The following is a 25,863-nucleotide window of genomic DNA, read 5'->3' as shown; positions in this document are numbered from 1 at the left end:
CCGGCCTGCGCGGAGCTGCCAGGGTCGCCTACGACAGGTTCCTGGACGAGTTGGCCCACAGCGGCTGCCTGGCCCTCGGCTACCGCGTCACCGGCCCCGAACCTCTGCCGAGGCTCTGCGTCAAGCACCTGCGCGGCACCGACCGCGTGGTCGGCGCCTTCCCCTCACCGGGCACGGCCTGGATCCTGCTCGTCGGCCCCCACGACGACGACCCCGGCCGCGACCTCTACGAAACCCTGTACGAACTGGCCGGCGTCCGCCCGAGGTCGACCGAGAAGCGCACCAAGCCACCGTGCTGCTCGGACGCCACTCCCCCCGTCGCCGACGCGGACCTGGTGGACGACCTGGTAGCCAGGGCCCGCTCCCTGGCCAAATCCCGCCGCCGCCCCGGCTGACCCGCATCGCGGAACCACCGGTCGCATTGCCGGCCCTCATCGGGATCAGCGGGAGTTCATCCACGCGATTCGGTCGGAGCTGAACCGGAAGGTCGGATCGAGGAGCACCACGTACTGACCGGCGGAATTCCCCTGCTTGGCGTCGAAGCACACGTCGGCGGTCATCTTGCCGCCCGGGGCCAATTCCCCGGACTGCAGAAGATTGGTGCTTCCGGTGAGCGTGTTCGACAGGATCGCGCCGTTCGGGCTTTGCAACTTCCAGTCGAAACCGCCGTTGAACGTGGTGGGGCTGCCGGACCGGTTGTCGTAGGTCACCGTCGTGCACAACGTCGGACCGAGGGTGTCATCGCCCTTGACCAGGGCCGTCGTCGTTATCTGCAGTCCCTCTGCGTCCACGGTCTCACCGGCTTGGGCCACGACGTCCCGGTCCGTTGCCCCGGGGAAGGCAGGCTGCGCAGCCGGTTCCTGGGCGCCGGAGGTCGGATTGCCCGGGGACACGACTTTCGGCCCGTCACCGCCACCGCTGACGCTCACGATGATGATTACCACGAGAACGAGGAGCGCCAGTCCCAGGATGTAACGCTTCTTCTTGTACCACGGCCGTTGAGCTTTGCGATATGCCTTGTCGGCCTTGGCGTGGGCTTTGGCCTCACCTGCGCTGTGGAACGTGGGTGATGAACCCTCTGACTGAGACATGAGGATCACTTCACATTGGATATCGGCGAGTGGGCGGCCAGCGTACTGCCGGTCCACGTGACCTGCTGGCTCTCGCCGGCCCCGAATACGGCGGTAACCGATTCCGGACATGCCCCACCGGACGCTCGTCCTCATGCGAAAGGCCCCCGGAGCGGGAGGCTCCGGGGGCCTTTCAGCGGACTAGTTGCTTCAGCGGTAGTCGCGGCCGAAGTCGTAGTCGTCCAGCGGGACCGCGGCGCCGGTGCCCGTGCCGAAGACGTCCGGCGTGTAGTAGCCGTCGTCGTAGCTCGGGATGGCGTACGCCGCCGCACGCGCTTCCTCGGTCGGCTGCACCTGGATGTTCCGGTACCGGTTGATGCCGGTGCCGGCCGGGATCAGCTTGCCGATGATCACGTTCTCCTTCAGGCCGATGAGCTTGTCCGAACGGCCGTTGATCGCGGCGTCCGTCAAGACCCTCGTCGTCTCCTGGAAGGAGGCCGCCGACAGCCACGAGTCCGTGGCCAGCGACGCCTTCGTGATGCCCATCAGCACCGGACGACCGGCGGCGGGCTCGCCGCCCTCGGCCACCACGGCCCGGTTGCCCGACTCGAACTCCGCGCGCTCGACCAGCGAGCCCGGCAGGAACTCGGTCGCACCCGAGTCGATGATCGTCACCCGGCGCAGCATCTGCCGGACGATGACCTCGATGTGCTTGTCGTGGATCGCCACACCCTGGGCCCGGTAGACCTTCTGGACCTCCTGCACCAGGTGCAGCTGGGCCTCGCGGGGCCCCATCACGCGCAGCACCTCGTGCGGGTCGGGCGTGCCCTCCAGCAGCTGCTGGCCCACGTGCACGTGGTCGCCGTCCTGCAGCGGACCGGTGGCCGTGTTCGCGAGCCGCTGACGCTTGGACAGCTTCTCGAAGATGATCTCCTCGGACCCGTCGTCCGGGATGAGGGTGATCTTCCAGAACCGGTCGCCGTCCTCGATGCGCACCCGGCCGTCGACGTCCGCGATGGGCGCCTTGCCCTTCGGCACACGAGCCTCGAACAGCTCCTGCACACGGGGCAGACCCGTGGTGATGTCGTCACCGGCGACACCACCCTGGTGGAAGGTGCGCATCGTCAGCTGCGTGCCGGGCTCACCGATCGACTGGGCGGCGACGATGCCGACGGCCTCGCCGACGTCGACCAGCTGGCCGGTCGCCATCGAACGGCCGTAGCAGGACGCGCACACACCGACCGCGGACTCGCAGGTCAGCACCGAGCGGACCTTGACGCGGGTCACGCCCGCCTCGATGAGCGTGGCCAGCGCCGGGTCGCCCAGGTCGGCACCGCGGTTGAGGACCAGGTTGCCGTCGGCGTCCGTGATGTCCTCGGAGCTGGTCCGGGCGTAGACCGAGGTCTGCGCGAACTCGGCCAGCACGACCTTGTCGCCCTGCCGCTCGCCCACGGTCATGTTCACGCCGCGGCTGGTGCCGCAGTCGACCTCGCGGATGATGACGTCCTGCGAGACGTCCACCAGACGACGGGTCAGGTAACCCGAATCGGCGGTGCGCAGCGCGGTGTCGGCCAGACCCTTGCGGGCGCCGTGCGTGGCGATGAAGTACTCCAGCACCGACAAGCCCTCGCGGAACGAGTTCTTGATCGGCCGCGGGATGTACTCGCCCTTCGGGTTGGTCACCAGACCACGCATACCCGCCAGGGAGCGGACCTGGGTCATGTTGCCCGCCGCCCCGGACGCCACGATCATGCGGATCGAGTTGTCCTCGGGGAAGTTGGCCTCCATGACCTCGGCGACCTCTTCCGTCGCCTTGGTCCACACCTTGACCAGCTCGTTGTTGCGCTCCGTGTGGGAGAGCTGACCGCGCTGGTAGCGCTTCTCCACCGCGTCGGCGAGCTTCTCGTACTCGTCCAGGATGCCCTGCTTGGCCTCCGGCACGAGCACGTCGGAGATCGCGACCGTGACACCCGACCGGGTGGCCCAGTAGAAACCGGCGTCCTTCAGCTTGTCCAGCGTCCGGGCGACGGTGACCATCGGGTACCGCTCGGCGAGGTCGTTGATGATCGTGGCCTGCCGCTTCTTGGGCATGACCTCGTTGATGAACGGGTAGTCCTGCGGCAGGACCTCGTTGAACAGCACGCGACCGAGGGTGGTCTCGGCCAGCCACGGCTGACCGGGCTCCCAGCCCTCCGGCTCCGCGCCCTTCGGCGGGTTCTTGTCCGTGATCCGGATCTTGACCATGGACTGCAGGCCCAGGACCTTGCGGTCGAACGCCATCAGCGCCTCGGCCGGCGAGGAGTACGCCTGGCCCTGGCCGAGGTCGTTCTCCTTGAGCCGGGTCAGGTGGTACAGGCCGGTCACCATGTCCAGACGCGGCATGGCCAGCGGCTTGCCCGACGCGGGCGAGAGGATGTTGTTCGACGACAGCATCAGCACGCGCGCCTCGGCCTGCGCCTCGGCGGACAGCGGCAGGTGGACCGCCATCTGGTCACCGTCGAAGTCGGCGTTGAACGCCTCGCAGACCAGCGGGTGCAGCTGGATGGCCTTGCCCTCGACCAGCTGCGGCTCGAAGGCCTGGATGCCCAGCCGGTGCAGCGTGGGCGCGCGGTTCAGCAGCACGGGGTGCTCGGTGATGACCTCTTCCAGCACGTCCCACACGGCGGGGCGCGCGCGCTCCACCATCCGCTTGGCGGACTTGATATTCTGCGCGTGGTTGAGGTCGACCAGCCGCTTCATCACGAACGGCTTGAACAGCTCCAGCGCCATCTGCTTGGGCAGCCCGCACTGGTGCAGCTTCAGCTGCGGGCCGACCACGATGACCGAACGGCCCGAGTAGTCGACGCGCTTGCCGAGCAGGTTCTGGCGGAACCGGCCCTGCTTGCCCTTGAGCAGGTCGGACAGCGACTTGAGCGGCCGGTTGCCCGGGCCCGTCACCGGCCGGCCGCGGCGGCCGTTGTCGAACAGCGCGTCGACGGCCTCCTGCAGCATCCGCTTCTCGTTGTTGACGATGATCTCGGGCGCGCCGAGGTCGATCAGCCGCTTGAGGCGGTTGTTGCGGTTGATGACCCGGCGGTACAGGTCGTTCAGGTCGGACGTGGCGAAGCGGCCACCGTCGAGCTGCACCATCGGGCGCAGGTCCGGCGGGATGACCGGGACGCAGTCCAGCACCATGCCCTGCGGGTTGTTGCGGGTCGCCTGGAAGGCGGCCACGACCTTGAGCCGCTTGAGGGCGCGCAGCTTCTTCTGGCCCTTGCCGCTGCGGATCGTCTCGCGCAGCACGTCGGCCTCGGCGTCCACGTCGTAGTCGCCCAGGAGCCGCTGGATGGCCTCGGCGCCCATGGCACCGGTGAAGTAGTCGCCGTAGCGGTCGTACAGCTCGCGGTAGAGCAGCTCGTCCGCGATCAGCTGGGCGCGCTCCAGCTTGGTGAAGGTGGACCAGATCTCGTCGAGCCGGTCCAGCTCGCGCTGCGCCCGGTCGCGGAGCTGGCGCATCTCGCGCTCGCCGCCCTCCTTGACCTTGCGGCGGACGTCGGACTTGGCGCCCTCCGCCTCCAGCTCGGCCAGGTCGGCTTCCAGCTTCTGCGCACGGGCCTCGACGTCGGCGTCACGCCGGTTCTCGACCCGCTTGCGCTCGACCTGCATCTCGTTCTCGAGCGTGGACAGGTCGTTGTGGCGCAGCTCGGTGTTCACGCCCACGATGACGTAGGCCGCGAAGTAGATGATCTTCTCGAGGTCCTTGGGTGCCAGGTCGAGCAGGTAGCCCAACCGGCTGGGGACGCCCTTGAAGTACCAGATGTGCGTGACGGGCGCGGCCAGTTCGATGTGGCCCATCCGCTCACGGCGCACCTTGGCGCGGGTCACCTCGACGCCGCAGCGCTCGCAGATGATGCCCTTGAAGCGGACGCGCTTGTACTTGCCGCAGTAGCACTCCCAGTCCCGGGTGGGACCGAAGATCTTCTCGCAGAACAAGCCGTCCTTCTCCGGCTTGAGCGTGCGGTAGTTGATGGTCTCGGGCTTCTTGACCTCGCCGAAGGACCACTGGCGGATGTCGTCCGCGGTCGCGAGACCGATGCGAAGCTCATCGAAGAAGTTGACGTCGAGCACGTCTACTCTCTTCCCCTTTTTGGTTCGGTGCTGCTTGGGGTGCTGGTGGCTGGGTCACCGGGGGGTGCGGGAGGCACCCCCCGGTGACCGGCGAGCATCAGTTGACGACGTCGTCCACGGACGGCGACTCGGACCTCGACAGGTTGATGCCGAGGTTGGCCGCCGCACGTTCGAGGTCTTCGTCGTCGCCGTCGCGCATCTCGATCGCGGCGCCGTCCGAAGACAGCACCTCGACGTTGAGGCACAGCGACTGGAGCTCCTTGAGCAGCACCTTGAAGGACTCCGGGATACCCGGCTCCGGGATGTTCTCGCCCTTGACGATGGCCTCGTAGACCTTCACGCGGCCGAGCACGTCGTCGGACTTGATCGTGAGCAGTTCCTGGAGCGTGTACGCGGCGCCGTACGCCTGCATCGCCCAGCACTCCATCTCACCGAACCGCTGGCCACCGAACTGCGCCTTACCACCCAGGGGCTGCTGGGTGATCATCGAGTACGGGCCGGTGGAACGGGCGTGGATCTTGTCGTCCACCAGGTGCAGCAGCTTCAGGATGTACATGTAGCCGACCGACACCGGGAAGGGGTAGGGCTCGCCGCTGCGCCCGTCCAGGAGCACCGCCTTGCCGTTCTCCTTGACCATGCGCTCGCCGTCGCGGTTCGGGATCGTCGAGCCCAGCAGGCCCGTGATCTCGTCCTCGCGAGCCCCGTCGAAGACCGGGGTCGCGGTCTTCGTGCCCGGCTCCACGTCGTACAGCTCCGCCGGCAGGTTCTTCGCCCAGTCCGGGTCGCCGTTGATGCTCCAGCCCTGCTTGGCGATCCACCCGAGGTGGGTCTCCAACACCTGGCCGATGTTCATACGACGCGGCACGCCGTGCGTGTTCAGCACGATGTCGACCGGGGTGCCGTCCTCGAGGAACGGCATGTCCTCGACCGGGAGGATCTTGCCGATGACGCCCTTGTTGCCGTGGCGGCCGGCGAGCTTGTCGCCGTCCTGGATCTTGCGCTTCTGGGCCACGTAGACGCGGACCAGCTCGTTCACGCCGGGGGGCAGCTCGTCGTCGTCCTCGCGGCTGAACACGCGGATGCCGATGACCTTGCCGTACTCGCCGTGCGGCACCTTCAGCGACGTGTCGCGCACCTCGCGCGCCTTCTCGCCGAAGATCGCGCGGAGCAGGCGCTCCTCCGGGGTCAGCTCGGTCTCGCCCTTGGGCGTGACCTTGCCGACCAGGATGTCGCCGGGCTGGACCTCGGCGCCGATGCGGATGATGCCGCGCTCGTCCAGGTCCGCCAGGACCTCCTCGGAGACGTTCGGGATGTCCCGGGTGATCTCCTCGGCGCCCAGCTTGGTGTCCCGCGCGTCGATCTCGTGCTCCTCGATGTGGATCGAGGTCAGGACGTCGTCCTGGACGAGGCGCTGCGACAGGATGATCGCGTCCTCGTAGTTGTGGCCCTCCCACGGCATGATCGCGACGAGCAGGTTCTTGCCCAGCGCCATCTCGCCGTTCTCGGTGCACGGACCGTCGGCCAGGACCTGGCCCTCCTGCACCCGGTCGCCCTCGTTCACGATGGGCTTCTGGTTGATGCAGGTGCCCTGGTTGGACCGGCGGAACTTGTGCAGGCCGTAGGTCTGCCGAGAGCCGTCGTCGGCCATGACCGTGACGTAGTCGGCGGAGATCTCCTCGACCGCACCGGTCTTCTTGGCCACCACGACGTCACCGGCGTCGACCGCGGCGCGCAACTCCATGCCGGTGCCGACCAGCGGGGACTCGCTGCGCAGCAGCGGCACCGCCTGGCGCTGCATGTTCGCGCCCATCAGGGCGCGGTTCGCGTCGTCGTGCTCCAGGAACGGGATCATCGCGGTCGCGGCCGACACCATCTGCCGCGGCGAGACGTCCATGTAGTCCACGTCGGACGGGTCGATCTGCTCGACCTCGCCGCCCTTCTTGCGGACCAGGACCTTCTCTTCGAGGAAGTTGCCCTCGTCGTCGATCTTGGCGTTCGCCTGCGCCTTGACGTAGCGGTCCTCTTCGTCGGCCGTCAGGTAGTCGATCTGGTCGGTGACCCGACCGTCGACGACCTTGCGGTACGGCGTCTCGATGAAGCCGAACGGGTTGACCCGCCCGTAGGAGGACAGCGAGCCGATCAGGCCGATGTTCGGGCCTTCCGGCGTCTCGATCGGGCACATGCGGCCGTAGTGCGACGGGTGGACGTCGCGGACCTCCATGCCGGCGCGCTCACGGGACAGACCACCCGGGCCGAGCGCCGACAGGCGGCGCTTGTGGGTCAGACCCGCGAGCGGGTTGGTCTGGTCCATGAACTGCGACAGCTGGGAGGTGCCGAAGAACTCCTTGATCGCCGCCACCACCGGGCGGATGTTGATCAGGGTCTGCGGCGTGATGGCCTCGACGTCCTGGGTCGTCATCCGCTCGCGGACGACGCGCTCCATGCGGGACAGGCCGACCCGGATCTGGTTCTGGATCAGCTCGCCGACGGTGCGCAGGCGGCGGTTGCCGAAGTGGTCGATGTCGTCGACCTCGACGGGCACCTCGGTCTCGCCCGGCTTCATCGTCGTCTCACCGGCGTGCAGGCGGACCAGGTACTCGATCGTCGTGACGATGTCGTCCTCGGTCAGCACGCCCGTGGAGATCGGGGAGGCCAGGCCCAGCTTCTTGTTGATCTTGTACCGGCCGACCTTCGCCAGGTCGTAGCGCTTGTCCTTGAAGAACAAGTTCTCCAGCAGCGCCTGCGCGGACTCCTTCGTCGGCGGCTCGCCCGGACGCAGCTTGCGGTAGATGTCGAGCAACGCCTCGTCGGTACCCGCGGTGTGGTCCTTCTCCAGCGTCGTCAGCAGCGTCTCGCTGAACGAGAAGCGCTCACGGATCTGCTCGGTGGTCCAACCCAACGCCTTCAGCAGCACGGTCACCGGCTGACGGCGCTTGCGGTCGATGCGGACACCGACGGTGTCGCGCTTGTCGACGTCGAACTCCAGCCAGGCACCCCGGGACGGGATGATCTTGACGCTGAAGACGTCCTTGTCGGTCGTCTTGTCGATCGCGGTGTCGTAGTAGACACCCGGCGAGCGGACGAGCTGGGAAACCACGACCCGCTCGGTGCCGTTGATGATGAACGTGCCCTTGTCGGTCATCATCGGGAAGTCACCCATGAACACCGTCTGGCTCTTGATCTCGCCAGTGGTGTGGTTGGTGAACTCCGCCGTGACGAACAACGGGGCGGCGTACGTCATGTCCTTGTCCTTGCACTCCTCGGTCGAGGCCTTGACCTCGTCGAAGCGCGGGTCGGAGAAGGAGAGCGACATCGAGCCGGAGAAATCCTCGATCGGGGAGATCTCGTTCAAGACCTCCTCGAGGCCGCCCGTCGGCGCCTCGTCACCTTCGTCGACGCGGCGCTGGAACCACGCCTCGTCGCCGGTGAGCCATTCGAACGACTGGATCTGCAGGTCGAGCAGGTTGGGCGTCTGAAGCGGTTCGTGGATCTTCGCGAAAGAGACTCGCTTCGGCGCTCCGGGAATCCCCGACGTGGAGTTGGTCGCAGCAGTGGCCTTGGTCGCGCGAGAGATCGCCAAGATGCGTCCTTCCAGGGACAGGTAGCTGGCTAGTCAGCGGAACTAGCACGGCTGTCAAGGGTGCGGCGATGCCCGGCAATCCAGCTCTCGGCGAAGGGCAAACGGAAAGAGGGCAGCGCAAAGGAGCAGTCTAGCCACGCGCGCGGCAACTGTCGAGAGGCACCTGGAAGGACCTTTCTCGTGCTCACCGACAGAGTGACCCCGCTGACGCTCACAGTCAAGATGCCACGCGGCGATCACTCCACTGGCGCAAGGCGCGATAACGCGGAGTTACCGCTGTGACCTGCGAAAATACATGGACGTGAGCAAGGGTGAACCTTTGGCGGGTGCCCCGACCCCGAAGGGAGAGAGTTGCGACCTCGTTCGGTCACCGCCCCAAAATGTGGCGCAGATCACCTTGCGCTCGGGGTTGAAATCAGGCTTGGAGTCCTGAGTGGACGCCCGCGAGGGCCGTCCGGGCGCCGGTCCGTCAGCACTTGGCGGTTTCGGCCGCCTGGTCACCGCTCTGGCCGAACATCTCCATGTTGTCGACCTTCCACCGGCCGTCGACCTTCCGCGCGCTCACCCGCATCATGGCGATGCCGCCGCCGCTCTGGTTGTCGGTCGTGCGGGTGGTGACCTGGTCGAGGAACAGCAGCACGGTGGCGTGGTCGCCGTCGAGCGTGGTCACGCCGCTGGACACGGCCTTCACCGTGACCACGAGCTTCTGCTCGGGCGCGAGCTTGCGGACCGGGTCGAAGATCGCGTTGTACTGGCACTGGGCCTTGCCGACCAGCAGCTCGTTGGCCGCCTTCTCGGTGGCGGAGACGTCGGCGAAGTTGTACGAGAACGCCTTCTCGATCGCCTCGCGGGTCTGCCCGGCGACCTCGGTCGTGCCCGCGCTGTCCACCAGGGCCTGGTTGTAGTGCACGTCGTCGGCCCGGCTCTGGAACCACACGCCGAGCCCGACCAGCAGGCCGGCCAGCACGACCAGCGCGATCGGCAGCACGAGGCCGGTGCGGCCGGACCCGCGTGCGTGGATGCCGTCGGTGTCCGTGTCGGTGTCCGTGTCGGCGCCGGGCTTGGCGTGCTTCGAGCCGTGGTCGGTCAGCACGCTGGGCGCGACCGCCTCACCGGTGCGCTTGCGGCGACCGGTCGGCCGCGGGCGGGGTGCGGGCTCGGGGGTCTCGTCCTCGGCCTCGTCCTCGGTGTCCTCGCGGGGCTCGATCAGGCCCATGACCTCGGTCGACCGCGCGTCGGCGGGCTCGGCGGGCACGTCGGTCAGCTCGGCGTGCGCGTCGGCCGGCTCGGCGGCAGTCGACCCGGCGGTGCTCGGACCCTCGGTGACGGCAGTGCTCGAACCTTCGGCGCTCAAGCCCTCGGCGCTCGAACCTTCAGCACCCGAACTTTCAGCGTTCGAACTTTCAGCGTTGGAACCTTCAGCGCTCGAACCCTCGGGGCGTGTGTCCTCCACCGGCGCGTCCTGCACCGGCGCGACCTCGGGCGTGCCGGGCGTGGTGCCCTGCTCGGGGCGTTTGCGCAGGCCGGCGACGCGCGGCCGGGTGGTCGGCGTGGTCGGGACGGGGCGGCGGCGGGGCGGTGGCACTGACGTCATCTCCTCGGGTCACGCGCCGCGGGCCTAGACCGGCCCGAGCGCGCTGAGCTTCCAACCGGCATCGGTGCGGGTCAGGTCCATCTGGTACCGGTTGATCTTCCTCACCGGCTGCCCGCCCTCGGGGGTCACCGTCGTCTCCACGACGGCGATCAGGTGCGCCTTGCCGGCCCGCGAGTCGAGCTCGGTCACGGACGCGTCCAGCACCCGGCTCACGGTCACCGACTTGGCGTCCTCGATCTGCTTCCTGCGCTCGTCCCGGCCGTCCTCGATCTCCGAGCGCAGCTCACCGGTGGCCGAGTCGAGCCACCGGTCGACGTCCTCGTCCACCTTCTTGTAGTCGAGGGTGGTGAAGTTGGCGATCCCGACCTGCCCGACCCGGAGCACCTCTTCCCGCTCCCGCGAGAACTCCACCGAGTCGTTGGAGGACGCGCTCCACCACGACACCCCGGCCCACAGCGCGTAACCGAAGGCCAGCACCGCGAGCACGGCGGTGACCGGCAGCACCCAGCGTCGAACGTCCATCCGTCCCTCTCCTCAGCCCGGCAGACCGAGCAACTGCCCCAGGCTGGTCAGCAGCGGCGCCTCGGCGGCGGCCTCGCCGGAGGTCGGTTCCCGACCCGGCTGCGACGTCGCGTCGCCGGTGGGCGTCGTGACCGGGGTGCCACCGTAAGGCGCGTTCTGGGCACCTCGCACGCCGGTGGCACTACCGGGCGCCAACGCGCAGTAGGCCTGCGTGTTGAAGGTCGTCGGGGTGGTGTCGGTGCCCTGCCGGATCGTGGTGCCGTCGTAGCCGACCGTGCACGGCGGCGGGTCGAACACGTTCAGGGCCAGCCCGAAGTGCGCGCCCGTGCCGTCACCCTTGGCCACGGTGAACCCGCCACCGACGATGATCGGGTAGGTGACGGCGATCTGCTCCAGCCCGTCCAGCCGCGTGACCAGGATGTTCCCGGTGGTCAGCAGGTTGGCCAGCACCACGCCCAGGTTGGGCCCGGTCTCCCGCAGCAGCGCCGACACCTGCTCGGCGGCCTGCGGCGACACCGCGATGAGCCGCCGGATGTCGGTGTCGGAGTTCTTCAGCTGCTCGGCCAGCGCCCGCAGGTCGGTGGAGAACGACCTGATCGCCCCGCCCTGCGCGACCTGCGTGTTCAGCACGACCAGCCCGCTGTCGATCAACGCCTTGGTCTGCGGCAGGTGCTCGGTCGCCGCCTGGGTGAACACCTTCGTGTTGTCCAGCAGCACCTGGAGGTCCGGCCCGGTGCCGTTGAACGCCAGGTCCAGCTCGTCCACCACGGTCCGCAGCGAGTCCGTGGGCACCGACTTGGCGAACGCGTCCAGGTTGGTCAGCAGGTTGTCCACCGGCGGCGGCGTCCTGGTCGCCGAGCGCGGGATGACCGACCCGGCCTCCAGGTACGGCCCGTCCTCGCCGCGCGGGCGCAGGTCGACGTACTGCTCGCCGACGGCGGACCGGTTCGCGACCACGGCCTCCAGGTCGGCGGGGATGGCGGGCGCGTCCGGGTCGATGTCGAGGTCGACCTCCAGCCCGTCCGCGGTCAGCCGCATCTGCCCGACCCGGCCGACGGCGACGCCGCGGTAGGTGACCTCGCCGTTGGTGAACACCCCACCGGAGTCGGCGAGCTGCATCGTCACCACGTACCCGGTCGAGCCGAACAGCCGGCCGAGCCCGACGTACCGTGCGCCGACGTAGCTCACGCCGACCAGGGCGATCAGCACGAACGCGCCGATCTGCAGCTTGATCCGGCCGGGGATCACCGCCCACCTCCGAGCAGTCCGCCGAGCAGGTCGCCCAGCCCGGACGTGCCCGGCACACCGGGCAGCGGCAGGTTCGGCAGGGGCAGCGGCAGCGACGGCGCGGTGCCGTCGACGCCGGGCAGCCCGGGCAGGCTCGGCAGCGGCGACTGCCGCGACCGGCCCAGGTTGTCCACGATGGTGCCGAGGTTCAGGTCGATGTCGGCGTACATGTTCGTGTAGTCGCCCTTGATGGCGTCCATTGCCGAGTCCGGGAACGGGTAGGTCAGCAGCAGCTCGAAGGCGTTGGGCAGGTTCGTGCCCGCCTCGACCAGCTTCTGCAACGTCGGCGTCAGCGCCTTCAGGTCGGCCACGATGTCGTCCTTGGACTTGTTCACCGTGTCGACCGCGACGTCGGACAGCGTGTCCAGCGACTGCAGCAGCGTGACCAGCTGCGTGCGCTGCTCGCTGAGCACCTTCAGACCGGGCTCCAGCCCGTCGAGGACGCCGGTGATCTGGTCGCGCTGGGCGTTGAGCGTGCCGCCGAGCCGGTTGAGGCCGTCCAACGCGCGGGTGATCTCGCCCTTGTGCGCGTCCAGGTCGCCGACCAGGGTGTTCAGGTTGTCCAGCAGCGACCTGATCTGCGGCTCGTTGCCCTCCAGGGCCGCGTTCAGCTCCCGGCTGATGTCCTGCAACTGCGCGATGCCACCGCCGTTGAGCAGCATGGACAGCGCGCCGAAGACCTCTTCGACCTCGGGGTTGCGGTTGGTCCGCTCGACCGGGATGACCGAGCCGTCGGACAGGGCGCCCTCCTCGCGCCCCTCGGCGGGCTTGGCCAGCTCCACGTACTTCTCGCCGAGCAGCGCGGACTGGCGCAGCCGGGCGACCGCGTTGCCCGGCAGCTTCACGTCGCCGTTGACCAGCACGGTCACCTCGGCGGTCCAGCCGTCCGCGCCGAGGTCGATCCGGTCGACCCGGCCGACCGGCACGTCGTCGACCTTCACGCCGGCCTGCGGCACCAGGTCCAGCACGTCCCTGAGCTGGACCTTCACCTCGTAGGGCCGGTCACCGACGTCCGCGCCGCCGGGCAGCGGCATGTTGTAGACGCCGTCGAAGCCGCCCGAGCCGCAGCCCGTCAGCACCAGTGCGCCCGCCACGAGCACCGCCAACCGCCTCACCGGGGCACCCCCGCGAGCGGCAGGGGCAGCGGCAGCTTGCCCTGGGACAGGTCCGACACCACTTCGGCGGGCGTCTTCAACGGCACCGCGCCGCTGAGCACCGGCTCCAGCTGCCGGCACGTCTCGGCGAGCACGCCGGGCACCCGACCCGGCTCGACGCCCTGGATGAGCTTGCAGACCAGCACGATCGGCGGCTGGTTGAGCTCGTTGAGGTCGGCCCTGGCGTCGAGCGTGCCGGAAGCCGCGTTGTAGGCGTTCTGAAGGTTGCCCAGGGCCAGCGGCCCGACGTCGAGCGCCTCGGCCAGCGACGCGCGCTGGTCCACCAGGACCTGGGTGATGCCGGCGAGCTTGTCCACGTTGGACTTGAGCGCGGACCGGTTGTCCTGGATGAAGCCCTGCACCTGGCCGAGCGCGGTGGCCAGCTCGTTCAGCGCGCCGCCCAGGTTCTCCCGCTCGTCGGCGAGAAACCCGCTGACCTCGGCCAGCTGCCGGTTGAAGTCGCGCACCTGGCTGTCGTTCGCGGCCAGCATGCCGGTGAACTTCTGCAGGTTGTCCACGGTGCCGAACAGGTCGTCCTTCGAGCCGGACAACGTGCGGGTGGCGTCACCGAGCTGCTTGATGGTGTCGCCGAGCGCCTGCCCGTTGCCCTGGAGGTTGTTCGCGGCCGAGTCGAGCAGCTCCGACAGGGCGCCGTCCTTGTTCGCCCCGTTCGGGCCGAGCGCGGTGGTCAGCTTGTCCAGGCTCGCGTACAGCTCGTCCAGCTCGACCGGGGTGGCGGTGCGCTCACGCGGGATGGTCGCGTTGTCGTCCATCACCGCGCCGCCCGCGTAGACGGGGGCGAGCTGCACGTACCGGTCGCTGACCACGCTGGGCGCGACCACGACCGCCTGCGCGTTCGCGGGCACCTTCAGCGTGCGGTCGACCGACATCACGACCCTCACCACCGTGCCCTGCGGCTCGACCTCCTCGATCGTGCCGACCCGCACGCCGAGCACCCGCACGTCCGAGCCCGGGTAGACGCCGACGGCCGCGCCGAACACGGCGGTCAGCCTGCGGCTGTTGGCACCCTCGAACACCCACCACATCGCGGCCGCGGCCACGAGCGCGAGCACGCACGCGATCGCCACAACACGGGCCAGGTCGCGGCCTGCCTTCGTGGTCGCCACGTCAGTTCCCACCCCCAGAAGGATCGGGTACAGCAGGTGCCTGCTCGGTGGAGGGCTGCCGTTGCACGCCGGGAGGGAGGCAGCCCTCTTCGTTGAAGCCGACCACGCCGAGGTTCACCGACGGCGGCAGCAGGCCGCAGATGTAGACGTCGAACCAGCGGCCGTTGCCCAGGGTGTTGGCGAACACCCGGAAGAACGGCCCCATCAGCGCCAGGCTGCGGTCGAGCGCGTCCTGGTTGCGCTGCAACATGGTGGTGACCCGGTCCAGCTGCTCCAGCGCGGGCCGCAGCTGCGCGGAGTTGTCGGCGACCAGGCCGGACAGCTCCTTGGACAGCGCACGCGTGCCGTTGAGCAGCGCGCCGATCGCGTCGCGCCGCTTGCGCAGCTCGCCGAGCAGCAGGTTGCCGTCCGCGAGCAGCTTCTCGAACTGCTCGTTGCGGTCGGCCAGGGTCTTGCTGATCTGGTTGGTGTTGGCCAGCAGCCGCGCCAGCTCGTCGTCGCGCGACGAGATCGTCTTCGACAGCGCCGACAGGCCGTCCAACGCGCCGCGCACGCTCTCCGCCGAGCCCTGGAACGTCTCCGACAGCACCTGGAAGCTGTCCGCGAGCTGCTTGGTGTCGATCTGGCCGACCGTGGAGGCCAGGCCGTTGAACGCCTCCTGCACGTCGTACGGCGACAGGGTCCGTTCGCGCGGGATCGGCTCGCCCGGGTCCAGCGGCTGCGAACCCTGCGGGTCGAGCGCCAGGAACTTCTGCCCGAGCAGCGTCTTGATCCGGATCACCGCGGTGGTGCGGTCGCCGACCCAGGCGTCCTTGATCCGGAACGACACCTTCACCTTGTCGCCGTCCAGCTCGACCTTGGTCACCTTGCCGACCTTCACGCCGGCCACCCGCACCTCGTTGGTCGGGATCAGGCCCGCGGCCTCGGTGAACTCGGCCGAGTACGTGGTGCCACCGCCGATGATCGGCAGGTCGTCGGAGTAGAACGCGGCGAGCAGCAGCAGCGCGATGACGGTGAGGCTCACCGCGCCGACCGTCACCGGGTTGCGCTGTGCCGCGGTCTTCGGGGCGTTCATCGGCGGCACCTCGGCTGCGTGACGGGCAGGGCAGTGATCGGGATGGGGTCGTTGATGATCGGCGGCACGGCGATCTGCCCGGTGCCCTCGCACAGGAAGAAGTTGAACCAGGACCCGTAGGACGCGGTCCGCGACATCGCCTCGATCTTGGTGGGCAGGCGCTGGATGACGCCCTCCACGATCGCCTCGTTGTCCGCCAGCGTCCGCGACACCAGGCCCAGGTTGGCGATGTCGTCCTTCAGCGGCTGCCGGGACTGGTTGAGCAGGTCGGCCGTCGTGGTGGTCAGCTCGCCCATGGCGCTGATCGCGTCGCCGATCGGCTGCCGGTCGGCCGCGAGGCCCGTGGTCAGCTCCTGGAGCGTGGTGACCAGCGTGGACACCTGCTCGCTGCGCGAGTTGACCGTGTCCAGCACGGCGTTGAGGTTGGTGATGACCTCGCCGATCACCCGGTCGCGGGACGCCAGCGTGGACGTCAGCGACGCGGTGTGGCGCAGCAGGCTGTCGATCGTGCCGCCCTCGCCCTGGAGCACCTTGATGATCTCGCCGGACAGCTGGTTCACGTCGTCCGGGTCGAGCGCCTGGAACAGCGGCTTGAAGCCGTTGAACAGCACGGTCAGGTCGAGCGCGGGCTTCGTGCGCTCCAGCGGGATCACACCGCCCGGTTCGAGCGCGGACGCGTCGCCGACGCCGTGCTCCAGCGCGATGTACCGCTGGCCCACGAGGTTGCGGTACTTGATCGTCGCGGTGACGGACGCGGGCAGCGAGCGCTCGCCCTCCAGCGAGAACTCCACCTCGGCCAGCCGCCGGTCCACCAGGCGGATCTCGTCGACCTGGCCGACCCGGACGCCCGCGATGCGGATGTCGTCGCCCTCGTTGAGCGCCGTCACGTCGGTGAACCGCGCCGTGTAGCCGGTGGCGCCGTTGAAGTTGACGTTCGAGATGGTCACCGCGAGCAGCGCGGTCGCCAGGATGGTGACCACGGCGAACACGCCGAGCTTGATCAGCGGCGCGGCCAGGGACCTCATGCCGTCACCTCCGTTCCCCGGTACAGGGGGCCGAGCAGCAGCGCGGTGAAGCTCGGCATCTCGCTCTCGCTCAGGCCGAACTGCGGCGCGAGCAGCGCCGCCAGGAAGTCCTGCTCCTCCGGCGAGTTCGCCAGCGACGGCACGCCGCCGAACGACGACGGCGACGTGGTGCCGTCCTTGATCACCCCGGCGTCGGGCGGCAGCACGCCGTCGGCGGCCACGCGCGCGGGCGGCGGTGACGTCGAGCCGTCCTTCACCGGGCCCTCCGGCGGGTACTGGGGGAACGGGTCCGGCCTGGGCACGATGTCGTAGCAGCGCGGCCCGCGCTTGTCGGCGTACTCCGGGTCGTCCTTGCCCGGCTCGTACTTGCCGCGGTTGGCGGTGATCTCCAGCGTGATGTGCAGGCCTGGCTCGTCCGTGCCCTTGCCGAACACCTCGTCCATGATCGGCCTGAACTCGGTGAGGCCCTTGAGCAGGCACGGGTACTCGGGCGCGTACTTCGCCAGGAGGTCCAGCGTCGGCCGGCTCACGTCGGCGAGCTGGATCAGGTTGTTCTTGTTCACCGCGAGGAAGCCGTGCAGGTCCAGCGACGTGGTGGTCAGCGTGCCGTACATGGCCAGCAGGTTTTCCCGCTGCTCCACCAGCGTGCGGCTGGTGACGGTGGCGTCGGACAGCGCCTGCACCAGGTCGGGCGCCGCGTCGGCGTAGACGTGGGAGACGTCCGCGAGGCGGCTGATGCCCTCCTTGAGCTTGGGCAGCTGCGGGTTGAACTCGCCCAGGTAGGTGTCCAGCTGCACCAGCGTCTCGCCGAGCGGCTTGCCCCGGTTCTCCAACGCCTGCGACATCGCGGTCAGCGTGGTGGCCAGCTTCTCCGGCTGCACCGCCTGCAACACCGGCATCAGGTCGTTGAGCACGCGTTCCAGCTCGATCGAGCTGCTGGACCGGTCCTGCTCGATGACGTCGCCCTCCGCCAACGGCGCCTCGCGCCGCTCGGGCAGCAGCAGGTTCACGTACCGCTCGCCGAACAGCGTCTTCGGCAGCAGCCGCGCGGAGACGTTGGCGGGGATGTGCTCGACCTGCTCCGGGTCGAGCGCCAGTTCGAGCTCGGCGCCGTCGCCCGAGGTCCGGATGTCCTTCACCTGGCCGACGATCATGCCGCGGACCTTGACGTCGGAGTCGATGAGCAGCTGGTTGCCCACCCGGTCGGTCTTCAGCGTCACCCTCACGACCTCGGTGAACGCGTCGTTGTACATCGCCACGGTCACCGAGAGGAAGAGGGCGATGACCGCGATGAACGCGACGCCCAGGAGTCGCCGCCTCAGCATGTCGCCGCCTCCGCTGAGAAGAACACGTCGGCCGAGCTCGTCGCCGCCTCCGCTGAGAAGAACACGTCGGCGGTCATCCCGCGATCCTCACCGTCGTCGTCGTGCCCCAGATGGCCATGCTGAGGAAGAAGTCCAGCAAGCTCGTCGTGACGATCGCCGTGCGCACCGCGCGGCCCACCGCGACGCCCACGCCCGCCGGGCCGCCGCTGGCGCGGTAGCCGTAGTAGCAGTGGGTCAGGATGATCACGACGGCGAAGACGAGCACCTTGCCGAACGACCAGAGCACGTCCACCGGTGGTAGGAACAGGTTGAAGTAGTGGTCGTAGGTGCCCGCCGACTGCCCGTAGAACTCGACCGTGATGAACCTGGCCGCCAGGTACGAGGTGAGCAGGCCGATCACGTACAGCGGGATGATCGCGATGAAGCCCGCGATGATCCGCGTGGTGACCAGGTACGGCAGGCTGGGGATGCCCATGACCTCCAGCGCGTCGATCTCCTCGGAGATCCGCATCGCGCCCAGCTGCGCGGTGAAGCCGGAGCCGACGGTGGCGCTCAGCGCCAGGCCGGCCACCAGGGGCGCGATCTCGCGGGTGTTGAAGTACGCCGACACGAAGCCCGCGAACGCCGACGTGCCGATCTGGTTGAGCGCGGTGAAGCCCTGCAGGCCCACGACCGTGCCGGTGAACACCGACAGGCCGACCATCACGCCGATCGTGCCGCCGATGACGGCCAGCGCGCCGGACCCGAAGCTCACCTCGGCCAGCAGCCGCAGCGTCTCGCGCATGTACCGGGTCAGCGTGCGGGGCGTCCAGGCCAGCGCGCGGAGGTAGAACCACAGCTGGTCGCCGAAGGTGTCCAGCACGGTCAGCGGCGCGTTCGCCGCCTTGCGGAACCGGTCGTTGATCGTGGCCATCTCAGCTCCCCTTCGCCGGGACGACCTGGAGGTAGATCGTGGTGAGCACGAAGTTCACGAAGAACAGCAGCAGGAACGTGATGACGACGGCCTGGTTGACCGCGTCGCCGACGCCCTTCGGGCCGCCCGCCGGGTTCAGGCCGCGGTAGGCGGCCACGATGCCCGCGAGGAATCCGAAGATCAGCGCCTTGATCTCGGAGATCCACAGGTCCGGCAGCTGCGCCAGGGCGCTGAAGCTCGCCAGGTACGCGCCCGGCGTGCCGTCCTGGAGGATCACGTTGAAGAAGTAGCCGCCCATCACGCCGACCACGCTGACCATGCCGTTGAGCAGCACGCTGACCAGCATCGCGGCCAGCACCCGCGGCACGACCAGGCGCTGGATCGGGGAGACGCCGAGCACCTCCATCGCGTCGATCTCCTCGCGGATCTTGCGCGAGCCGAGGTCCGCGCAGATCGCCGAGCCGCCCGCGCCCGCGATGAGCAGCGCCGTCACGATCGGGCTGGCCTGCTGGATGATCGCCAGCACGCTCGCCGCGCCGGTGAACGACTGCGCGCCGATCTGCCGGGTCAACGAGCCGATCTGCAGCGCGATGACCGCGCCGAACGGGATCGACACCAGCGCCGTCGGCAGCACCGTCACGCTCACCACGAACCAGCACTGCTGGATGAACTCCCGCAGCTGGAACGGGCGGCGGAACGTGTTGCGCACGACGTCGATGCCCAGCGCGAACATCCGGCCGGTCTCGCGCAGCGCGCCGACGCCGGGGAACGACGCCGGTGCGCTCACAGCACGCCCCCTTGCCGCGGCCACGGGCTGGGTGTCACCGGTCGGGTCGCGAGCGGGCCCGTCCGGTCGGCGGCACCCGCCATGACCTGGTAGTGGCGCTGCTCGTCGGGGGTGAGGCTGGCGATGATGCCCTGCTGCGCCTCGGCCGGCAGCGTGTGCAGGATGCTCATCACCCGGTCCTTGCGCCGGCGCACCGCGCCACGCGGCGGCAGGCCGGGCGTCGGTTCCAGCTGCGGCACCACGCCGCGCATGTCCTCGTCCGGCGAGCCGTCCGCGTGGCCGGCGTCGCGGTGCGCCAGCTCGGCGGCCATCGTCGCCTGGTCCTTCTCCTCCGACATGCCGATCGGGCCGATCCGGCGGCCGTTGAGGAACTGCTCGACCACCGGCTCGTCGCTGGTCAGCAGCACTTCGCGGGGACCGAACATGACCAGCTCGCGGCGGAACAGCATGCCGAGGTTGTCCGGGACCGTGCGGGCCACGGTGATGTTGTGCGTGACGATCAGGATGGTCGCGTCGATCTGCGCGTTCAGGTCGATCAGCAGCTGGCTCAGGTAGGCCGTGCGGACCGGGTCGAGGCCGGAGTCCGGCTCGTCGCACAGGATGATCTCGGGGTCCAGCACCAGGGCGCGGGCCAGCCCGGCGCGCTTGCGCATGCCGCCGGAGATCTCGCCGGGGAGCTTGCGCTCCGCACCGACGAGGCCGACCATCTCCATCTTCTCCAGCACGATCCGCCGGACCTCGGCCTCGGTCTTGCGGGTGTGCTCGCGCAGCGGGAAGGCGACGTTGTCGAAGAGGTTCATCGAGCCGAACAGCGCGCCGTCCTGGAACAGGACGCCGAACAGCTTCCGGATCTCGTAGAGCTTGTGCTCGGAGCAGCGGACCAGGTCCACGCCGTTGATGACGATCCTGCCCTGCTCCGGTTTGAGCAGCCCGACCAGGGACTTCAGGAACACCGACTTGCCCGTGCCCGACGGTCCGAGCATCACGCTGACCTCGCCCGGCGGGAGGGTGAGCGTGACGTCCCGCCAGATGGTCTGCTTGCCGAAGGACTTGGTCAGACCCTCGACGACCACCTCGACGCCCATCGCACCTCCTGGTCAGCGGCTGCAACGCCGGACGCCGGGCAGGCCGGCGTCATACCGGTGCAACGAGGCCGCCCCGTCGTGGTTACTCACCAGTTGGGTTAGCGCGGTTTCAGATGGGTAACGGTGTGAGCAGGCTCATCCCCGTCACCCCTCCGCCGGCACCGTACGGCCACCGATGGTGGGACACCCGCGGCGAGGCGGTCAAGATCACCGGCCGGAGACAGCACGAAGGCGGGCACCCGGACCGGGTGCCCGCCTTCGCGGAAGCGCGACCTGCCGGAGGCAGGTCAGTGCGACAAGATCACTTGAGCGAGATCTTGGCGCCCGCGGCCTCGAGCTTCTCCTTGGCGGCGTCGGCGACGTCCTTCGCCACGTTCTCCAGCAGCGGCTTCGGAGCGGACTCGACCAGCTCCTTGGCCTCCTTCAGGCCCAGGCCCGAGACGACCTCGCGGACGACCTTGATGACCTGGATCTTCTTGTCGCCGGCGCCCTCGAGGACGACGGTGAACTCGTCCTTCTCCTCCTCGGCGGGGGCAGCGGCGGCGGCCGGGCCGGCGGCGGCAACGGCGACCGGCGCGGCGGCGGTGACCTCGAAGGTCTCCTCGAACTGCTTCACGAAGGCCGACAGCTCCAGGAGGGTCATCTCCTTGAACGCGTCGAGCAGCTCGTCGGTGCTGAGCTTCGCCATGATGGCGGTCCTTTCTTTTCAACGCCCGAACTGCGGCCGGGACGCGGAGTGTCTGGGTGTGATCAGCTTTCGGGCGTGATCAGCTTTCGGCGGGAGCCTCGGCCTCGGCGGCGGCAGGCGCCTCCGCGGCCTTCTTCTCCTGGAGGGCAGCAGCAAGGCGAGCGACCTGGGAGGCGGGGGCCTGGAACAGACCCGCGGCCTTGGCCAGGTTGCCCTTCATCGCGCCCGCCAGCTTGGCGAGCAGCACCTCACGGGTCTCGAGGTCCGCGATGGCGGTGACCTCGTCGACCGAGAGGGGGCGGCCGTCCATGTAGCCGCCCTTGATGACCAGGGCCTTGTTGTCCTTCGCGAAGTCACGCAGGGCCTTGGCCGCGTCGACCGGTTCGCCTTCGACGAAGGCGATCGCGGTCGGGCCGACGAGCAGGGCTTCGAGGCCCTGCACGCCCGCGTCCTCAGCGGCACGCTTGACCAGCGTGTTCTTCGCAACGGTGTACGTGGTGCCCGCGCCGAGAGCGCGACGCAGCGTGGTGAGCTGCGCCATGGAGAGGCCACGGTATTCGGTCACGACAGCGGCCGAGCTTCCACGGAACTTGTCCGTGAGCTCGGCGACGGCCGAAACCTTGGTGGGCTTCGCCATGATCGCCTCCTCTCTGGGCTGGTGACACGCCGGTCGAGAGGCCGCGCAAAGCAAAAACGCCCCTGCGCAGCAGCACGGGGCGTGACGGGCGTGCGAACACGCCTGGTGTCTTCCTCGTTCTCCTGCGCGGGCCGCCCGCTTCGCGGGACCTTCGTTCCCCGTCACGGGGACAGGGATGACCAGCGGTCTTTGGTGAACCGTCGCCCACAGTACCTGCTGTGTACTACGGGTTCCAAATCGGCATGATGTGACGCGTGACCGAAGAGCCCCCGAGGAACCCGCCGCCGGACGTCGACCCGGAACAGCTCCGGCAGTTCCAGGAGTTCCAGCGGTTCCAGGAGTTCCAGCGCTTCCAGCAGGGCCAGGGCACCGGCCTGCCACCCGCCCTGCCGCCGGGCGCCGCGCCACCGCCCGGCATCCCACCGGCCGCGCCACCGCCGCCCGCGGGGCCACCGCGCACGCCGCTGTGGAAGGTGCTGCTGCGCAGCAAGCTCTTCCGCCGCCTCGTCTACCTGGTGGTCGCCCTGCTGGTCGCCTCGTACTTCTACGACCGGTACTTCGGCGGCGACGACCCCGGCAGCGTCGCGGTCGACAGCGGCGGCGTCGAGAACAACGTCATCGCGCCGCCCACCCCCTACGGCACCATCGGCACGATCGGCCAGTTCTACAAGCACGTCGGCACCGGCGACGGGAACCAGGCGTGCCTGTACTTCAAGGGCGACGGGCCGCGCAAGGCGTTCGCGGAGGCCTTCGGCGCGTCCGACTGCCCGGCCGCGGTGGCGACGCTGAAGGGGCAGGTGACCGATGTGAGCTCCTACCGGCAGCTCGGCTTCCCCGACACGATGATCACCCCGCCCGCGTCCGGCTCGGTCGAGGTCAGCTCCTGCGCGCTGGTCGTGCGCAACGGCCCGAAGCTGGGCAAGTTCGAGCTCACCAAGCAGCCCGGCGGGGCGTGGGCGATCACCGGGTACCAGGCCGAGCCGACCTGCCCGTGACGACGACGTGCCCGTGACGACGCGAAGCGCCCCTCGGCGGTGTGCCGAGGGGCGCTTCGAGTGGTTCGGACGAGCCGTGGTCAGACAGTGGCCTCGTCGGACAGCAGGTTGCGCGTCCGGTTCGGGTCGACCGGGATGCCGGGGCCCATCGTGGTCGAGACGGTGACCTTCTTCAGGTACCGGCCCTTCGCCGCGGACGGCTTGGCGCGCAGGATCTCGTCCAGCGCGGCGGCGTAGTTCTCGACCAGCTTCTCCGGGTCGAACGACACCTTGCCGATCACGAGGTGCAGGTTGGCCTGCTTGTCGACCCGGAAGTTGATCTTGCCGCCCTTGATCTCGTTCACGGCCTTGGTGACGTCGGGCGTCACGGTGCCGGTCTTCGGGTTCGGCATCAGGCCGCGCGGGCCGAGGATGCGGGCGATGCGACCGACCTTGGCCATCTGGTCGGGCGTGGCGATCGCGGCGTCGAAGTCGAGCCAGCCACCCTGGATGCGCTCGATCAGGTCCTCGGAGCCGACCGCGTCGGCACCGGAGGCCTCGGCCTCGGCGGCCTTGTCACCGGTGGCGAAGACGATCACGCGGGCGGTCTTGCCCGTACCGTGCGGCAGGTTCACGGTGCCGCGGACCATCTGGTCGGCCTTGCGGGGGTCGACGCCGAGCCGGATGGCGACCTCGACGGTCGCGTCCAGCTTCACCTTGGACGTTTCCTTGGCGAGCTTGGCTGCCTCCAGCGGCGAGTAGAGCCGCTCCCGGTCAACCAGCTCAGCAGCGTTCTTGTACGCCTTGCTGCGCTTCATGCTTCTGTCCTTAAAGTGGATCAGTTGTGGTGACGAGCCAGCGCGCGGCTCTCCCACGACTACGAAAGAGAAAAGGTCAGCCTTCGACGGTGATGCCCATGGAGCGGGCGGTGCCGGCGATGATCTTCGCCGCCTGGTCCACGTCGTTGGCGTTGAGGTCGACCATCTTGTTCTGCGCGATCTCGCGCACCTGGTCCATGGTCACCTTGGCGACCTTGAGGCGGTGCGGCTCGCCCGAGCCCTTCTCCACACCGGCGGCCTTGAGCAGCAGCTTCGCGGCCGGCGGGGTCTTGAGCTTGAAGTCGAACGAGCGGTCTTCGTACACGGAGATCTCGACCGGCACCACGGTGCCGCGCTGCGACTCGGTCGCGGCGTTGTACTGCTTGCAGAACTCCATGATGTTGACGCCGTGCTGACCCAGCGCGGGGCCGACGGGCGGCGCGGGGTTCGCGGCCCCGGCCTTGATCTGCAGCTTGATGATCGCTGCGAGCTTCTTCTTCTTGGGAGGCATCTCGGTTCCTTTATTGCGGTGTCCGCGCGCGGCCCTGCCAGCCGCAGCGTGGCTGCCGGCGCCCGTCCGTACCGGAGGGGAACCGGAGATTGTGTTGTCCTGGCTAGATCTTGGAGACCTGGCTGAACGACAGCTCGACCGGGGTCTCGCGACCGAAGATCGACACCAGCACCTTCAGCTTCTGGCCGTCGGCGTTGACCTCGCTGATCGTCGCGGGCAGCGTGGCGAACGGGCCGTCCATGACGGTGACCGACTCGCCGACCTCGAAGTCCACCTCGACGGTCGACTTCGTGGGGGTCGCGGCGCTCTTCTTGCCGGCGGCGGGCTTCTGCTCGACCTGCGGCAGCAGGAACTTCAGCACCTCGTCGATGGTCAGCGGCGACGGCTTGGACGTCGCGCCGACGAAACCCGTCACGCCAGGCGTGTTGCGCACCGCGCTCCACGACGCGTCGTTGAGCTCCATCCGGACCAGGATGTAGCCGGGCAGCACCTTGCGCTGCACCTGCTTGCGCTGGCCGTTCTTGATCTCGGTGACTTCCTCGGTCGGCACCTCGACCTGGAAGATGTAGTCCTCCATGTCGAGGGTCTGGATGCGCGTTTCGAGGTTGGTCTTCACCTTGTTCTCGTAACCCGCGTACGAGTGCACGACGTACCAGTCGCCGGGCGCGCGCCGCAGTGCTTCGCGCATCTCCTCGGCGGGGTCCGCGGGCTCGGCGTCGATGTCCACGACGACGGCCTCGACGTCACCGTCGGCTTCGACCTCGCCGCTCGGCTCGACGTCGGCGGCGGACTCGCCGTCGACGTCGTCGTCGGACTCGACGTCACCGTCGGACTCGGACTCGACGGGGGCGGACTCCTCGGTGTCCTCCGACGCCTCCGCCTGCTCGACGACCTCGACGTCACCGTCGAAGTCCTGCTCGTCGGTCAGGTCGTTCAGCTCCTTGGCGTCAACGCCGCCGTTATCGGAGGTCACTGTGGGTCTCGCTTCCTCTCATGCATCACATGTCCGCCGCCACCGGGGGCGGCAGGTGTCCGGCTCAGCCGAACACCCTGAACATGCCCCAGGCGAAGGCCGAATCCAGGCCGAACACGAACGCCACCATGAAGGCCACGAAGACCAACACGACTCCGGTGTAGGTGATCATCTGCTTGCGGGTCGGCCAGATGACCTTCCGCAGCTCGCTGACCACCTCGCGGACGTATCGGACGATCCGGGCGAAGAACCCGACCCGCTTCTCCGAATCCGCCCGCGAACGCGTGGCACGACCCTTCGTGGTCTCCTCGGCGTCGGAGCCGGCCTCGGCCGACTTCTTCGCCTCGGCGTCCTTGCGGCCCGCCGGTCGCGCGGAGCCACGACGCTCGCGCCGCGCTGCGGCGGTAACCGGCCGGGACGCGGTCTCGTCCGGCTGGTCCTGCTCGCGGCCCTCGCTCATGCCGTCCTCCGCTCACCATCGCGCTTCGACGCAGGGGCGACAGGACTTGAACCTGCAACCTGCGGTTTTGGAGACCGCTGCTCTGCCAGTTGAGCTACGCCCCTTTGAGGTTCTTGAACCAGAACCCCCTGGCTGGAGACGCCCCGCACCC

General features: G+C 68.9%; 22 protein-coding genes and 1 tRNA gene. 2 read left to right on the top strand and 21 right to left on the bottom strand.

Annotated elements, in window-relative coordinates; translation table 11 throughout:
- Window positions 1-50: 50 nt before the first annotated feature.
- A complete protein-coding gene (locus AB0K14_RS19270; protein WP_360464690.1) occupies window positions 51-395 on the top strand; it encodes a hypothetical protein in 345 nt (114 codons plus the stop codon).
- 45 nt (window positions 396-440) lie between these two features.
- Here AB0K14_RS19270 and AB0K14_RS19265 read toward each other — a convergent pair whose 3' ends face one another.
- The 16 genes from AB0K14_RS19265 to rplJ all read right to left on the bottom strand — a co-directional run bounded on the left by AB0K14_RS19265 (window position 441) and on the right by rplJ (window position 21,976).
- Complete coding sequence (locus tag AB0K14_RS19265) at window positions 441-1,148, bottom strand: DUF4352 domain-containing protein (RefSeq protein ID WP_360464687.1); 708 nt, start codon at window positions 1,146-1,148, stop codon at window positions 441-443.
- A 132-nt stretch (window positions 1,149-1,280) separates the two neighbouring features.
- On the bottom strand, window positions 1,281-5,177 hold the full coding sequence (locus AB0K14_RS19260; protein WP_360464684.1) for a DNA-directed RNA polymerase subunit beta': 3,897 nt from the start codon (window positions 5,175-5,177) through the stop codon (window positions 1,281-1,283).
- Between the two features lie 97 nt (window positions 5,178-5,274).
- Window positions 5,275-8,757, bottom strand: a complete 3,483-nt coding sequence (gene rpoB / locus AB0K14_RS19255; RefSeq protein ID WP_364338378.1) for a DNA-directed RNA polymerase subunit beta — start codon at window positions 8,755-8,757, stop codon at window positions 5,275-5,277.
- Window positions 8,758-9,226: 469 nt separating this feature from the next.
- Window positions 9,227-10,351: a hypothetical protein gene (locus AB0K14_RS19250; protein WP_360452855.1), complete on the bottom strand. Its 1,125-nt coding sequence runs from the start codon at window positions 10,349-10,351 to the stop codon at window positions 9,227-9,229.
- Window positions 10,352-10,375: 24 nt separating this feature from the next.
- Window positions 10,376-10,873 carry a nuclear transport factor 2 family protein gene (locus AB0K14_RS19245; RefSeq protein ID WP_360452853.1) on the bottom strand — a complete coding sequence of 166 codons (498 nt, stop codon included), beginning with the start codon at window positions 10,871-10,873 and terminating at the stop codon, window positions 10,376-10,378.
- A 12-nt stretch (window positions 10,874-10,885) separates the two neighbouring features.
- On the bottom strand, window positions 10,886-12,121 hold the full coding sequence (locus AB0K14_RS19240; RefSeq protein WP_360452851.1) for an MlaD family protein: 1,236 nt from the start codon (window positions 12,119-12,121) through the stop codon (window positions 10,886-10,888).
- The gene (locus AB0K14_RS19235) at window positions 12,118-13,275 is read right to left on the bottom strand and encodes an MCE family protein (RefSeq protein ID WP_360452849.1); all 1,158 of its coding nucleotides are present in this window, start codon (window positions 13,273-13,275) and stop codon (window positions 12,118-12,120) included. Before AB0K14_RS19235 ends, AB0K14_RS19240 begins: the two co-directional genes overlap by 4 nt.
- Window positions 13,272-14,441 (bottom strand): MCE family protein, encoded by a 1,170-nt coding sequence (locus AB0K14_RS19230; protein WP_360452872.1) that lies wholly within the window; start codon window positions 14,439-14,441, stop codon window positions 13,272-13,274. Before AB0K14_RS19230 ends, AB0K14_RS19235 begins: the two co-directional genes overlap by 4 nt.
- 1 nt (window position 14,442) lies before the next feature.
- Entirely contained in the window at window positions 14,443-15,516 is a 1,074-nt protein-coding gene (locus tag AB0K14_RS19225; protein ID WP_360452847.1) for an MCE family protein, read from the bottom strand.
- Window positions 15,513-16,541, bottom strand: a complete 1,029-nt coding sequence (locus tag AB0K14_RS19220) for an MlaD family protein (protein WP_360452845.1) — start codon at window positions 16,539-16,541, stop codon at window positions 15,513-15,515. The genes AB0K14_RS19225 and AB0K14_RS19220 overlap by 4 nt, the downstream gene beginning before the upstream one ends.
- On the bottom strand, window positions 16,538-17,866 hold the full coding sequence (locus AB0K14_RS19215; RefSeq protein WP_360452843.1) for an MCE family protein: 1,329 nt from the start codon (window positions 17,864-17,866) through the stop codon (window positions 16,538-16,540). The genes AB0K14_RS19220 and AB0K14_RS19215 overlap by 4 nt, the downstream gene beginning before the upstream one ends.
- Before the next feature lie 73 nt (window positions 17,867-17,939).
- On the bottom strand, window positions 17,940-18,779 hold the full coding sequence (locus AB0K14_RS19210; protein WP_360452841.1) for an ABC transporter permease: 840 nt from the start codon (window positions 18,777-18,779) through the stop codon (window positions 17,940-17,942).
- A gap of 1 nt (window position 18,780) precedes the next feature.
- Window positions 18,781-19,512, bottom strand: a complete 732-nt coding sequence (locus AB0K14_RS19205; protein WP_360452870.1) for an ABC transporter permease — start codon at window positions 19,510-19,512, stop codon at window positions 18,781-18,783.
- Window positions 19,513-19,562: 50 nt separating this feature from the next.
- Window positions 19,563-20,651: an ABC transporter ATP-binding protein gene (locus tag AB0K14_RS19200; protein WP_360452839.1), complete on the bottom strand. Its 1,089-nt coding sequence runs from the start codon at window positions 20,649-20,651 to the stop codon at window positions 19,563-19,565.
- 301 nt (window positions 20,652-20,952) lie between these two features.
- Window positions 20,953-21,339 (bottom strand): 50S ribosomal protein L7/L12, encoded by a 387-nt coding sequence (gene rplL, locus AB0K14_RS19195; protein WP_033428556.1) that lies wholly within the window; start codon window positions 21,337-21,339, stop codon window positions 20,953-20,955.
- Between the two features lie 79 nt (window positions 21,340-21,418).
- A complete protein-coding gene (rplJ, locus tag AB0K14_RS19190; protein ID WP_360452836.1) occupies window positions 21,419-21,976 on the bottom strand; it encodes a 50S ribosomal protein L10 in 558 nt (185 codons plus the stop codon).
- A gap of 254 nt (window positions 21,977-22,230) precedes the next feature.
- Here rplJ and AB0K14_RS19185 point away from each other — a divergent pair, with 254 nt between their 5' ends.
- A complete protein-coding gene (locus tag AB0K14_RS19185) occupies window positions 22,231-22,971 on the top strand; it encodes a hypothetical protein (RefSeq protein ID WP_360452834.1) in 741 nt (246 codons plus the stop codon).
- 80 nt (window positions 22,972-23,051) lie between these two features.
- On the opposite strand, the gene rplA is transcribed toward AB0K14_RS19185, so the two are convergent.
- The 5 genes from rplA to AB0K14_RS19160 form a co-directional block, all read right to left on the bottom strand.
- Window positions 23,052-23,768, bottom strand: coding sequence for a 50S ribosomal protein L1 (gene rplA / locus AB0K14_RS19180; RefSeq protein ID WP_360452832.1), 717 nt, complete (start codon window positions 23,766-23,768; stop codon window positions 23,052-23,054).
- A gap of 76 nt (window positions 23,769-23,844) precedes the next feature.
- Complete coding sequence (gene rplK / locus AB0K14_RS19175; protein ID WP_106616850.1) at window positions 23,845-24,279, bottom strand: 50S ribosomal protein L11; 435 nt, start codon at window positions 24,277-24,279, stop codon at window positions 23,845-23,847.
- Between the two features lie 103 nt (window positions 24,280-24,382).
- On the bottom strand, window positions 24,383-25,252 hold the full coding sequence (gene nusG / locus AB0K14_RS19170) for a transcription termination/antitermination protein NusG (RefSeq protein WP_360452830.1): 870 nt from the start codon (window positions 25,250-25,252) through the stop codon (window positions 24,383-24,385).
- A 64-nt stretch (window positions 25,253-25,316) separates the two neighbouring features.
- Window positions 25,317-25,712 (bottom strand): preprotein translocase subunit SecE, encoded by a 396-nt coding sequence (gene secE, locus AB0K14_RS19165; RefSeq protein ID WP_360452828.1) that lies wholly within the window; start codon window positions 25,710-25,712, stop codon window positions 25,317-25,319.
- Between the two features lie 31 nt (window positions 25,713-25,743).
- Window positions 25,744-25,816: transfer RNA gene (locus AB0K14_RS19160), tRNA-Trp, on the bottom strand.
- Between the last annotated feature and the right edge of the window lie 47 nt (window positions 25,817-25,863).

Source organism: Actinosynnema sp. NPDC050801, assembly GCF_040673975.1.
Classification (GTDB): domain Bacteria; phylum Actinomycetota; class Actinomycetes; order Mycobacteriales; family Pseudonocardiaceae; genus Actinosynnema.
Note: the sequence above shows the minus strand (reverse complement) of the source record. Positions and strands in the feature narration are given on the sequence as shown.